The 13,123-nt window shown below is 35.7% G+C and carries 14 protein-coding genes and 1 other annotated feature; of the genes, 12 read left to right on the forward strand and 2 right to left on the reverse strand.

Annotation, left to right across the window (positions count from 1 at the left end; genetic code table 11):
• Window positions 1-23 precede the first annotated feature (23 nt).
• The gene (locus tag OB_RS01970) at window positions 24-566 is read left to right on the forward strand and encodes a DUF402 domain-containing protein (protein ID WP_011064752.1); all 543 of its coding nucleotides are present in this window, start codon (window positions 24-26) and stop codon (window positions 564-566) included.
• Between the two features lie 419 nt (window positions 567-985).
• On the opposite strand, the gene OB_RS01975 is transcribed toward OB_RS01970, so the two are convergent.
• The gene (locus tag OB_RS01975; RefSeq protein WP_011064753.1) at window positions 986-2,272 is read right to left on the reverse strand and encodes a helix-turn-helix domain-containing protein; all 1,287 of its coding nucleotides are present in this window, start codon (window positions 2,270-2,272) and stop codon (window positions 986-988) included.
• A 182-nt stretch (window positions 2,273-2,454) separates the two neighbouring features.
• Between OB_RS01975 and OB_RS01980 the strand changes: the two genes are divergently transcribed.
• From OB_RS01980 to OB_RS01990, 4 genes are all read left to right on the forward strand, one after another.
• Window positions 2,455-2,859 carry an NUDIX hydrolase gene (locus tag OB_RS01980; protein WP_011064754.1) on the forward strand — a complete coding sequence of 135 codons (405 nt, stop codon included), beginning with the start codon at window positions 2,455-2,457 and terminating at the stop codon, window positions 2,857-2,859.
• A 22-nt stretch (window positions 2,860-2,881) separates the two neighbouring features.
• Window positions 2,882-3,007: a hypothetical protein gene (locus OB_RS18735; protein ID WP_011064755.1), complete on the forward strand. Its 126-nt coding sequence runs from the start codon at window positions 2,882-2,884 to the stop codon at window positions 3,005-3,007.
• Window positions 2,970-3,419, forward strand: coding sequence for a class I SAM-dependent methyltransferase (locus OB_RS01985; RefSeq protein WP_011064756.1), 450 nt, complete (start codon window positions 2,970-2,972; stop codon window positions 3,417-3,419). The genes OB_RS18735 and OB_RS01985 overlap by 38 nt, the downstream gene beginning before the upstream one ends.
• Window positions 3,420-3,587: 168 nt before the next feature.
• Window positions 3,588-3,794, forward strand: coding sequence for a hypothetical protein (locus OB_RS01990; RefSeq protein WP_011064757.1), 207 nt, complete (start codon window positions 3,588-3,590; stop codon window positions 3,792-3,794).
• A 44-nt stretch (window positions 3,795-3,838) separates the two neighbouring features.
• On the opposite strand, the gene OB_RS01995 is transcribed toward OB_RS01990, so the two are convergent.
• Window positions 3,839-4,189, reverse strand: coding sequence for a winged helix-turn-helix transcriptional regulator (locus OB_RS01995; RefSeq protein ID WP_011064758.1), 351 nt, complete (start codon window positions 4,187-4,189; stop codon window positions 3,839-3,841).
• Window positions 4,190-4,337: 148 nt separating this feature from the next.
• Between OB_RS01995 and OB_RS02000 the strand changes: the two genes are divergently transcribed.
• From OB_RS02000 to OB_RS02030, 7 genes are all read left to right on the forward strand, one after another.
• Window positions 4,338-5,396: an LLM class flavin-dependent oxidoreductase gene (locus OB_RS02000; protein ID WP_011064759.1), complete on the forward strand. Its 1,059-nt coding sequence runs from the start codon at window positions 4,338-4,340 to the stop codon at window positions 5,394-5,396.
• Between the two features lie 11 nt (window positions 5,397-5,407).
• The gene (locus OB_RS02005) at window positions 5,408-5,974 is read left to right on the forward strand and encodes an NADPH-dependent FMN reductase (protein WP_011064760.1); all 567 of its coding nucleotides are present in this window, start codon (window positions 5,408-5,410) and stop codon (window positions 5,972-5,974) included.
• 377 nt (window positions 5,975-6,351) lie between these two features.
• Entirely contained in the window at window positions 6,352-7,065 is a 714-nt protein-coding gene (locus OB_RS02010) for a response regulator transcription factor (RefSeq protein ID WP_041544429.1), read from the forward strand.
• Window positions 7,049-8,050, forward strand: a complete 1,002-nt coding sequence (locus tag OB_RS02015; protein WP_011064762.1) for a sensor histidine kinase — start codon at window positions 7,049-7,051, stop codon at window positions 8,048-8,050. The genes OB_RS02010 and OB_RS02015 overlap by 17 nt, the downstream gene beginning before the upstream one ends.
• 97 nt (window positions 8,051-8,147) lie before the next feature.
• A complete protein-coding gene (locus OB_RS02020; protein ID WP_011064763.1) occupies window positions 8,148-8,831 on the forward strand; it encodes an ABC transporter ATP-binding protein in 684 nt (227 codons plus the stop codon).
• Window positions 8,828-11,434 carry an ABC transporter permease gene (locus OB_RS02025; protein WP_011064764.1) on the forward strand — a complete coding sequence of 869 codons (2,607 nt, stop codon included), beginning with the start codon at window positions 8,828-8,830 and terminating at the stop codon, window positions 11,432-11,434. Before OB_RS02020 ends, OB_RS02025 begins: the two co-directional genes overlap by 4 nt.
• 152 nt (window positions 11,435-11,586) lie before the next feature.
• Complete coding sequence (locus OB_RS02030; RefSeq protein ID WP_011064765.1) at window positions 11,587-12,798, forward strand: MFS transporter; 1,212 nt, start codon at window positions 11,587-11,589, stop codon at window positions 12,796-12,798.
• 59 nt (window positions 12,799-12,857) lie between these two features.
• Window positions 12,858-13,071, forward strand: a binding site (T-box leader).
• The last annotated feature ends 52 nt before the right edge of the window (window positions 13,072-13,123 follow it).

Here is a 13,123-nt window from a genome sequence, read left to right on the forward strand (position 1 = left end):
TGTATATAAAGGGGGAGAACAAGATGAAAAGAAAATATGGTGATCGAGCTAATTGGCAGAGGATACTAGAGAGAAGTTATGCTCAAGCCTACATAAATGAAAAAGAATTCAAAGGATATATAACATTAATTCATATGAAAAAAGTGTCTCAACCATTGGTTATTCATTATGAGCAAGGAAAACAATTGAGCATTGTTGAGGATGGGTTTATGTGGCTACAACAATTTCCAGATCATGAGCATTTTGCTGTTACGACAACATTTGATGCTAATGGTAATGTAAAACAGTGGTACATTGATATCGCATGGGCTAATGGGGTGGAAGGGGGGATTCCATACGTCGATGACTTATATCTTGATATTGTTCATTTGCCATCGGGAGAAACATTTATGTTAGATGAAGAAGAACTTCAGGATGCCTTATTAACTAATGAGATCAATCGAGATATGTATAATTTAGCACAGAATGAATCTATTAAAATTCAAGAACAAATTAAGAATAATTCTTTTTCAATCCTTTCATTAGTACATCAACATATGGAGTATCTAAAACGTAGATTAGATTAAGTGGTTGAACAAACGTTTGATTTAATTTATTTCGTATGGTAACAAGGAGTAAATTACCTATCTAAAGGAAATAGGACTGACTGGAATTGAACATTATCATTCGATGAAGGAAGAACGAATAGCCCATAAGAAAGAGTTTTATTTCATGAAGTTGAAAAGAAAAGAAGGAATTTGAAAGCGATACAGATGCGGCTAATGCCTTAAAATAGCGGATTTCTTCGCAATGAGTTATAAAAAATATCTAAGAAACTCATTAATTAAATATGGAAAAAATCTTGGAAAATGAAGAGAAGTTTCCCAACTTAATTGTCTATAAATCTAATATTATCAATGATATGATTAAAGTAGAAAAAGTAAACATGTGGTATTAGCATAAAAGCTTCCCCCCACTCACATGTTTACTCTTTTTTATGTACAAGCTATAAGTCACCAATATATTCAATGTTCATACGTTTTAACAGATATTTTTGAGACATTTGAAAGTATATAGAAGCGAGTTTATACTTTCCTCTTGCTTTGAATCCATTAGCAAGCCATCCGGAATATTTTAGACAATGTCTGAGGTCTTGTATTCCATCAAAGTAATTAATTGCAGCGACACCTACCTCTTCCGTTATATATTGATAATCGGCAAGATCTTGATACACTTTTAAATGATGCGTGTATTTAGGATGAGCTTCCGGTGCGCTTTTTATCACGGCAAATCCCTGATCTATCCAATAAGTAACCTTATCCCATTGCTCATATTTTGCATATTCAATTACGATAGAGAATATCGTAACCAGTTTGTTGTTTGCTTTTTGTTTATAGGATAAGCTTTTTTTATAATATGGAATGACTTTTTCTGGTTGTAAATGAGAACTTAATGAACCGAGATTTTGATAAATTACTCCTTTTAAGAGTTCAACTTCTTCTAACATTCGAGTTTCATTTGTCATTTTTAAAGCTAGCTCATAAGATTTAAGTGCTTCTTCAAGGTTATTTCCCTTCTTATAAGCAATACCAATTAGTAGATAACAATCAATGGTTCGATTGATAATGAAGGCACGTTGAAAATACTTTAAGGAAAGTTTCCCGTATTCTATGGTATTAATTACTTCATCACAGGAATTATATGCAATAGCAAGCATGTATTGATGATCAGCTCTCTCCCAACCTTCTAATACGATATCATCTGAAATTACTAAAGCCTCTTTAAAATACGTTAATGCCTGATGAATATCTGCATACGTATGATGGAAAATTGCTTTGCATTGTAAAAATAAAAACTGTTGGTTTGGTGTAAAGTTTTCTTTTTCTTGTTCTAAGTAATCTAGATAAAAAGTACTACGCTCTTTATCTTCAAAGAAAAGTGTTAATCGAAAAATTAATAATTGCAGTTCTAAAAATGTCGTTTTACGGTAGATATTTTTCATGTATTGCAATTCATTTATTTTTTCTTCGATAAATTTAGATTCTCGATATATGCGAGCTCGTTTAGAAATAGCGCGTATTTCTTCAATAAAAGCCTCTTCATTTTTTTCTTGGTCAGAAAGCTCAATATTCAATTTCTGTAGTAAGAGGTTAATAACCTCATCACTTGCTGTAGTTGTATTGTTTTCAATTTTACTTAAATAGGATGTGGAACAAATACCTTTTGCTAATTGAGTTTGTTTAATTTGCTGCTTTAGTCGTTCTAGTTTAATGATATCCCCAATATTATTCATATTTCTCCCCCACCTTGCCCGTATCTATAGTATGATTATTTTTGTATATTAATTAGAATTGTCTGTTATTATTAGTTTAACGGTAATACTATAATTGAACAATAAAAATAGGTAAATTTGTATAATTTTGGGTGAGTGACCAATAAATACTCCTAGAGTAGTAGATTTTGGAGTGGATAAAATTGAACAAATGGATAGGTTCAGCGGCAGTTTGTATAAATAATCAGAGTGAAGTTTTAATGGTTCTGCAAGGGAAGAAAGAAGAAATTAAAACGTGGTCGATTCCTTCTGGCGGTGTCGAAGGTGGAGAAACGTTAGAGGAATGCTGTATACGTGAGCTAAATGAAGAAACGGGATATGTAGGGGAACTAATTTGTTCTGAGCCGATTAGAACGAAAGTCAGTATGGAAAACGAAATACCAGTTGAAGTGAAATATTATAGCGTTAAAATTGTTGGCGGGAGTATGCATATACAAGATCCGGATGGATTAATCTATGATATTAGGTGGATTAATTTACAAGAGTTTCGTGATTTAAATTTAACATTTCCGGAAGACCGCAAGTTTTTAGTAGGACTACTAGAATAAGTTCAACCAGGGGGATAGTAGAATGTTGTACGTAGATGAAGTATATGGTGAGTTTGAAATTGGTGGAGTGCTTGTGGATCTAGTGGAAAGTGAGAAGGAGAGTGAACTTATTGAAGATAATCGAAAAGAATCTGATCGCATCCTATAATAAAATGGCTGGTGAAAGAGATAAGCTTCGAATGAGTGAATGGAAAAAGGGAGAAAGAGATGTATTTGAACGTTTTATACTGAAAAGAGAAAGTAAGAACTTACTAGAAGTAGGTGCTGGAACAGGTCAGGATAGTCTTTATTTTCAAGAATTGGGATTAGAGGTAACTAGCGTAGATTTGTCGACAGAGATGGTAAAGCTTTGTAAGGAAAAGGGGCTAAATGCGAAAGAAATGAGTGTCTTCGATTTGGAGTTTCCGGACAACACCTTTGATGCGATTTGGTCATTAAACTGTTTACTACATATCACGAAGGAAGAATTACCACGCGCTTTACATGAAATAAAGCGAGTACTAAAGCCTAATGGGATATTTTACATGTTAAGAGAGTATAAAAATTTGGAATTCAAATAGTTCGTAGATAGAAATGGCTACGTCCAGCTCCCGTGCCCAGAAACTAGGCGACTTCACGAAATCGCCCTACAATAAGTCATCATCGATTCGTCACCTCACCGTGATTCCTTTATCTCAGTTGATTCGTTCCACTCGCTACGTTTCTAAACAGGCACCTGCGCTTTTGTTATGGGTGTATATGGGGGTAAGAACTCTCAAGGAGTTTGGGAAAAGGATACATACAATCCAAAAAGATTCTTTTCTTTCTACCTCGATGAACAGATTCAAGCTGTTGTAGAAAAGGTTTTTAACGTAGAGTATATCAATATAATTCCTAAAGATATAATTGGTGGAGAGCAAGAGCTAAGTTTTCAATCAATGGTGTTAACGAAATAACAAAGAACCTCCGTATCTATGAGAAGAACGCATGGATTGGAGGTTTATTTTGTTGTATCTTCTTGAAGTTTCTGCTGTTTACGAATAGTGTGTGCTTGTCCCCATTCATGCATTGCATGAAGCAAATCTTCTAAGGTTCTTCCATATTCGCTTATCGAATATTCAACACGGGGAGGAACTTCAGGATAGACGACGCGATTAATGATCTCCTCATTTTCTAACTCTCGTAGTTGTTTTGTAAGCATTTTTTGTGTGATTCCTGGAATACTACGTTTAAGATCACTAAAACGAACGGTTCCTTTTTCCATTAAATGTAATAGAATAATTGGCTTCCATTTTCCAACCAGTATACCTAAGGCATCCTCTACACTACAATGATTCGCATCAATGTTCATCTGCTCATCCCTTTCATATGAACAATAGTATCTTTAAGGAAACTATGTTTCTTCTAGGTGCGTACTTCTAAAATAACACTATATCATTCATAATAGCATTAATAGAAAATGTCGAATAGAGGCAATTAAAACATTAGAGGTGTTTGTAATGGAGAAATATCGTATCAACCCAAACCAGGGATTAGAATTTGGTTTATATACATTAGGGGATCACATGACAGATCCAAATACAAATAAGCGCATTTCTGCAGAACAGCGATTAAAAGAGATTATCCGTCTTGCTCAACTTGCAGAACAAGCTGGAATTGATTTTTTTAGTGTCGGTGAGAGTCATCAAGATTATTTTGCTACGCAAGCACACTCGGTTGTACTGGGTGCCATCGCACAGGCGACAGAGAAAATAAAAATCGCAAGTTCTTCCACAATTATTAGTACATTAGATCCCGTTAGAGTTTATGAAGATTTTGCAACGATCGATCTTATTTCTGGTGGACGTGCAGAGATTATTGCAGGACGGGCTTCTAGAGTGGGAGTTTTTGAGTTGTTAGGTTATGATTTACGTGACTATGAAGAATTATATGAGGAGAAGCTGGATTTATTATTACAGCTTAACGAAAATGAAGTTGTCAATTGGCAAGGAGAATTTCGTGCCCCTTTAAAAGACGCTAGAGTGTTACCTCGTCCGAAAGAAGGAAGTATGCCTATATGGCGCGCAGTAGGTGGACCTCCCGCAAGTGCCATCAAAGCAGGCTATGCTGGTGTCCCAATGTTCTTAGCGATGCTGGGGGGACCAGCACAAAGCTTTAAGACATCCATAGATGCGTACCGTGAAGCTGCACGTAGTGGGGGGCATGATCCTGCCCAACTTCCAATTGCTACAGCAGGATTCTTTTATGCTGCGGAAACAACACAACAAGCTCAACGTGAGATGTATCCGTATATTAACGAAGGAATGAAACTTTCAAACGGAAGAGGGTTTCCGAAGCAACACTTTGCACAAGGAGCAGACCCAAGAGATGTCATGAATATCGGTAGCCCTCAAGAAATTGTCGAGAAAATTCTTTATCAACATGAAATGTTTGGTCATCAACGATATATTGGCCAGATGGACTTTGGCGGGGTACCATTTGAAAACCTAGAGCGAAATATTGAATACATTGGTAATGAGATACTACCTCAAGTACGAAAATATACAGCGAAGAAATAGGAGGATGTGTCGTGAAGATAGTAGGATTATCAGGATCGGTAGTTGGATCAAAAACGAGAACGGTAATGAATTATACGATAGATAAGTTTAAAGAAAAATACCCAGATGAAGATATTTCACTCATTGACTTAGCGGATTATGATGTGCAAATTAGTGATGGAAGAAACTATTTGGACTATACAGGTGATACAGGATATGTTGCGAAAGAGCTTATGGGGGCAGACGTAATTATCATCGGTACCCCCATATTTCAAGCATCAATACCAGGTGCACTGAAAAATATCTTTGATCTTTTACCTGTACAAGCTTTCCAGGATAAAGTTGTAAGTATCATTGTAACAGCAGGTTCGACCAAGCACTTTTTAACGGTAGAGCAACATTTGAAACCAATTCTTGGTTACATGAAAGCTACAATTGTGCAAACCTATGTATTTATTGAGGAAAAAGATTTTTATCAAAAAGAAATCACTAATGTCGATGTGCAATTTCGTATTGAACGATTAGTGGAAGATACGATAGATGTGACACATGCTTTTCAAAAAATTCGAGAAGAAAAAGATGACAAATATGATTTTTAATGAGCGCTACATTGCGAAAAACTTATCTCTTAGGAGGTAAGTTTTTTTAGTTTTTATTCTTGGTAAGGTGAGCGCCTGAAATCCTCATAAGGCCGATGAGTGCCCAAAATCCAGGAGCAGCAGAAGAAAAGGTAACTCATAGGATCGATGAGTGCCCGAAATCCAGGAGCAGCAGAAAAAAAGGTAACTCATAAGGCCGATGAGTGCCCGGAATCAAGGATCTGAAGAAGAAAAGGTAACTCATAGGGCCCGAAATCCAGAAGGCTAGTGAAAATAGTCACTCATTGAAGTTAGCGATTGTATTGAGGATGATAATTAACATGAAAAAATGTAGAATAAAAGAAATGTTAGAAACCTCAAAGGTGGATGAGTGTAATATGAATATATTAATTGTGGAAGACGATAAGACGATTGCGACAGGATTAGAGTACTCGTTAAAACAAGAGGGTTATGATGTGGTAGTTTGTCATAAAGTTCAAGAAGCGCAGAGGAAGATAAATAATGATTTAGATGATATATCTCTTTGTTTGTTCGATTTGTCATTACCGGATGGCAGTGGGTATGAGCTTTGTGAAATGGTGAAGCGAAAAGCGGATATTCCGGTAATTTTTCTTACGGTCGTAGATGATGAGGTTAATGTTGTGATGGGGCTTGATATGGGTGCAGATGATTACATAACGAAGCCCTTTCGAATTCGCGAATTAATCTCTCGAATAAAAACAGTTCTCAGGCGCTATGAAAAAAGCAAACCAAATAAAGAGCAATTATCCAGCGTTATTTCTATCGGATCGATTAACATTCATACTCTCGAGGGGAAAGTTTATAAAGAGACAGAAGAAATACTATTAACAGCCTTGGAATATCGTTTATTAATGATTTTTGTGAACCATCGCGGACAAGTTTTATCTAGAAAACAATTGCTTCAGTTAATATGGGATATAGCTGGTGACTTTGTGAACGATAATACATTAACTGTATATATAAAGCGGCTAAGGAAAAAGATTGAAGAGGATGCACAACATCCAACAGTAATTGAGACTGTTCGTGGGATGGGATATAGGATGGTAGATACACATGATAAGAAACAATGAGGTTCGGAGATATTTATTTTTTGCAATTACCATTCTCATAATTAGTACGGTTTCGATAGCATTTATTTCGTCTGTTGCTGCTGGAATTGTTTTTGTATCGACTTCTCTAATTATTATTGTTTTTCTATGGATGACACACTGGCGCTACAAACAAATGGAAAAACTCTCTCATTATTTAAGGCAAATATCAGCTGGAAATACTTCACTTGATGTACGGGATAATCGTGAAGGGGAGCTGAGCATATTAAAAAATGATATCTATAAAATGACTTTAATGCTTTCTGAGCAAGGGGAAGATCTAAAAAAAGATAAACAAAAATTAACAGATGCTATCTCTGATATCTCGCATCAGCTAAAAACTCCTCTCACATCCATGACAGTTATGGCAGATTTACTTAGTGATGAGACGATGGATGATGAAAAGCGGTTGGAGTTCACGCATAATATCCGTAAACAACTGGAACGTATGGACTGGTTGGTATCTTCTTTGTTAAAGCTATCAAAAATGGATGCAGGTACTATTCCGTTTGCCATGGAACGAATTTTTGTATCTGATTTAATTGATGAAGTCATTGCTCCTTTAGAAATACCGATGGAACTAAAAGACATCGATTTCCAAAAGTTTGGTAATAGAGAAGTGACTTTCTTAGGAGATTCCAATTGGACGAAAGAAGCGTTGATTAATATTATGAAAAATGCGATTGAGCATACGCCTGAGGGTGAACATATTACCATACACTTTCAAGAGAACGCGCTTTATACAGAAATTATCGTACAAGATACAGGGAAGGGGATCCCAAAGCAAGACATTCCTTATATCTTTAAGCGATTTTATAAAGGCGGAAATGCCACGGATGGTAGCGTAGGAATCGGATTAGCAATGGCACATAGCATTGTTACGAATCAGCAAGGCGATATTGAAGTCGTAAGTGAAGAAGGCAAGGGAACAACGTTTACACTTAAATTCTATAAACAAGTTATTTAAAAAGTAGAAGGTGACAATATTGTCACTGAAAAAGTCACTGAGCCGTCATGTTGGACAAGTATGCTAAAGATAAAGCAATAGAAGGAGGAAATTTTACATGGAAATGTTAAAAATAGAAAACTTGTCCAAAGTGTACGGCAAAGGTGATACCGCAGTAAAAGCACTAGATGATATATCATTCTCTGTGGACAAGGGCGAATTTGTAGCGATTATTGGTCCATCCGGTTCTGGTAAATCTACGTTACTTCATTTACTGGGAGGCGTAGATCGACCTACAGAAGGTAAAGTATTCGTAGACGGAACGGACATGTATGAATTGAGTGAAACGCAATTGGCGATCTTTCGGAGAAGGCAAATTGGATTGATATACCAATTTTATAATTTACTACCGATATTAACGGTTGAAGAGAATATTACATTGCCGTTACTATTAGATTCTCACAAAGTGGATCAAAAACACTTTAAAGAGATTGTAGATATTTTAGGATTACAAAAACGTATTGAATATTTGCCTAACCAATTATCAGGAGGGCAGCAACAACGTGTCTCGATAGGAAGAGCAATAATTAGTAATCCTTCTATAATTTTAGCAGACGAACCAACAGGAAATTTAGATAGTGAAAATAGTAAGGAAATCGTGGATTTATTGAAAATGTTTAATCGGACGTATAACCAGACGCTTGTAGTTATTACACACGATGATCGAATTGCACTACAAGCAGATCGAGTTATCTCAATTGAGGATGGAAGGATTGCTAAAGATGAGGTGATCCGTCCGTGAATATCGTCAATAAAGTAACGATAAGGCATTTGAAAGAAAATAAACGACGAACACTTGTCACTATTTTAGGGGTAATTATCTCTGTAGCTATGATCACGGCTGTTGCAACTCTAGGTCAGTCTTTTTTAGATTTAAATCAGCGTCAAACGATTGAAAATACAGGGGAATGGCATTATAGCTATACCAATTTAAATGAACAACAATATCAAGCAGTGAAAGAGCATGATAAAACGGAGTCTATTGGTCTAATGAACGAATTAGGGTATTCACCACTAGACGGTGAGGGAAGTAAACCGTATGTGTATGTTCATCAATTAAATAAAGCAGGGATGGATCAGTTTCAAGTTAAATTGCAAGATGGGCGACTCCCTGAAAATCCAGACGAAGTGGTACTATCGGAAACATTATTACAATCAGGTTATGATAAAGAAATTGGCGATACAATAACATTAGAAGTTGGAGAACGCTATTCCTTATCAGATGAGATGGAAGGGGAAGGCCCTCTCAATCAAACCGTGTCAGCAGAAAGAACGGAAGATGGTTTAGCCGAAGAATTAAGAAATACCGAAGAACATACGTTTACGATTGTCGGTACAATAGAAGAACCTTTGTGGGATTATTCTTGGGCACCAGGTTATAGTATGCTTTCCTATATTGATGAAGACATTCTTTCTACAGAGGAAAATGTAACTGTTTATGTGAAAAGTAATGATATCTCAACTTCACTTTTTGATGATATTCCATCCTTTGCCAAGAAGCAAAACATAGACCAAGAACAAATTGAGTTTAATTATAATCTTCTCGAAGCATATATAGTATCTCCAAACCAAGGAGCATTGGCGACTATATTTGGCTTAATAACGATTATCGTTGTTATTATCATGATTGGCTCGATTGCATTGATTTATAACGCGTTTGCCATTTCTGTATCTGAGCGATCTCGTTACTTAGGAATGTTATCTAGTATTGGAGCAACAAAACGGCAAAAGCGGAATTCTGTATTTTTTGAAGGAATCATTATAGCTTTAATTAGTATTCCTTTGGGTGTAGGAGCAGGGCTTTTAGGAATTGGTATTACGCTATATTTTGTTAATCAGATTCTTTCGCAAGCGCAGTTTGATGTGGATTTACAACTCGTTGCATCGTTTGAATCGATAGGGATTGCAGTGGTGATTTCTTTTATCACAATTATGATCTCAGCTTATATTCCAGCAGTTCGTGCTTCAAAAGTAACTGCGATTGATGCTATTCGTCAATCGAAAGATATAAAACTAACGAAGAAAAAAGTAAAAGCAAACCCGCTCGTGCGAAAAATATTTGGCTACGAAGCGGAAATAGCTTTAAAAAATCTTAAACGAAATAAGAAACGGTACAACGTTACGGTTCTATCTTTAATTGTGAGTATAGTTTTATTTTTATCCGTAGGGTATTTTTCCAACACGCTGACAAAATCATTTGAGTTACAATCAAATCAATTAAATTATGATATAGCAGCCTCTTCTGCTACTGGTTATGGTGGAGTGGAAGGATTAAAGCAAGTAATGGATAATATCCAAGGACTTCAAGAAGTAAATGGTGCAATAATGTATCAAACAATGCATATGAGTGGGTTTGTAGAAGAGGAAATCGCAGGAGAGCCAATCAAGACACTGGAAAATGCTTCTGATTATATTAGTGATCAAGGAGTACAATATTTCATTGAGTTTATTGGATTGGATGATAAGGCTCTACAAGATTATGCCCAAGAAAATGAAATCTCTTACAGTGACATAGATGAAGGAGAAGGTATACTGATTAATCAAGTATCCTATCCAGATGATAATCAGGGTAAGTATGTAGAAACAGAAATACTTGATGCAGAGGTTGGAGATTCGGCGATAGCAGCTCAGGAAAATGTCGAAGATACTGGAGAAGTTTCTTTTGAAAGAGTATCGCAAGTAGACATTGCGGGCTTAACCGATCATTTTCCGATGGGGAATTTTTATCCCTCACCGAACACCTTATTCTTTGTGGTTTCTGAAGATACACTGGCTAATATTGATGAACAGACAGAATATCAGCCAAATGCAATGACTTTATATATTGAAACAGAGGATCCAGTAAGTACGCAGGAACATATAGAAGGATTAGAAGTGGCAAATGAACTTCATATTGCGAATCAATTTTATTATGAACAACAAGATAGACAAATGACACTGGTTCTTTCGATATTTGTTTATGGTTTTATTACGCTAATCACATTGATTTCTGTCGCGAATATCTTTAATACCATTTCTACTAGTGTAGCCTTACGTAGAAGAGAATTTGCAACGATGAAATCGATAGGGATGACACCTAAAGCCTTTCGTAAAATGATTCAGTTTGAAAGTGTCTTTTACGGTTTGAAGTCTCTATTATACGGGTTGCCGCTTAGTATCGGTGTGATGTATGTCATATATAATCAATCACAGAATACTTTTTCCTATTCATTCTCTTTACCTTGGATCAATATTTCAATTGCTATATTAGCTGTATTTGTCATTGTTAGTGTAGCGATGTTGTATTCGATATCGAAAATTAAAGATGATAATATTATTGAAACATTGAGACAAGAAAATATATAACGAGAGAGCGCATGTAATATAGTGACCACTTACTATATTACATGCGCATTTTTATTGTCTTCACGCATAAAAAAGAACGTTTTGTGAAGGGAGAGGGATTTATAAGAAATGTAGCGAATATATAACTATATCGAAATGATTGAGGTGATGATGTGATTTTACATAAATGGAAGAATCCTTCTTTCCTTCTTACTTCTATAGGCATTGCGAATATCGGTGATTTTATTTATTTAGTCGCAATTAATATTCTCGTATTTCAAATGACTGGATCTGCAGCCGCAGTGGCGGGACTGTGGTTAATTGGACCTTTGACCAATATATTTGCAAAGTTTTGGACGGGAAGTTTTATTGATTATCGAAGTAAACGAAAAGTGATGATGGCTACATATGTTATACGAGGTGTATTTATATTCATAATTCCATTTATGGATAATTTATTTTTGTTATATAGTGTTTTAGTGATATTAAGTATTGCTAAGGCATTCTTTAACCCGGCGTCGATGACATTTATTACAATAGTCGTGCCGAAAGATATGAGAAAAAGGTTTAACTCTATTCGCGCTTTTGCATCTTCTGGTGCCTTTATTATTGGTCCGTCTATCGGAGGAGCGTTAATCTATGCGACTTCTATTGATATTACATTATGGTTTAATGCGATCTTTTTTGTGCTGTCTGCTGTGCTTTTATGGCCATTGCCTGATGAGCACAAGCGTGCAGATCAAATTCCGAAATTAACAATCAAACAAGTGATGAAAGATTTTACAGTTGTCCAGACCTTTATGAAACATAACCGATATGTAACTGGTATATATCTAGGCTTCATTATTGTATTATTATGTACATTTGCGATGGATGCACAAGAAGTAGTCTTTACCCAACAAGTGGTTGGATTGTCGGAAGTGGACTATACGTTATTGATTAGTATTACAGGAATAGGGTCCGTTACCGGTGCAATTTTGCTATCAATTATTTCTAATAAGTTATCCTTACGAATGATGATCACTGTGGGGTTAATATTTGTATCAATTGGGTATGTTCTATACGCATTTTCTTGGTCTTTCATATCGATTACGGTTGGGTTTATCATTTTAGGTTTCTTTCTTGTATTCTTAAATGCTGGAATGATGACGTTTTATCAAAACAACATCCCAGTCGAATTAATGGGGAGAGTAACAAGTATCTTTGATTTAATTCAAAGCATATTGCAAGTACTCATTGTTCTAGCGATCGGGTTATTGGCAGATATTGTATCATTACGAGGTGCAATCGTTGGTTTATCTATCTCCATGTTTATGTTATCGATAATGTATACGTTTCTAGTATTAAAACCAAGGCATGCCAACCTATATCAAGACGTATCCTAGTTCATTATATTGACTTTCTTTGTTGCATTCGATACTATATTCTTACGGTATATAAAATGATGAATTCGATGACGAGAACGAGTAATTAGGCACCTCTTATCTACAGAGAGTTGACAATAGCTGAAAGTCAATGGTGAGAAGCTTAATGAAAATCATCTCCGAGAAGCAAAGTTGAACGGTAACTGGTAAACTTTGACGGTCTCCAACCGATATCTTGGACGCGTATGATGGTACGTAGTGCTAATTAGAAAAAAACCGCTACGATGGTTTTTTATTTTTGTCTAATAATGGTAATACTCGATTCTACGTGGTGGATTCGAGTTTT

It is taken from the genome of Oceanobacillus iheyensis HTE831 (assembly GCF_000011245.1).
GTDB classification, from domain to species: domain Bacteria; phylum Bacillota; class Bacilli; order Bacillales; family Amphibacillaceae; genus Oceanobacillus; species Oceanobacillus iheyensis.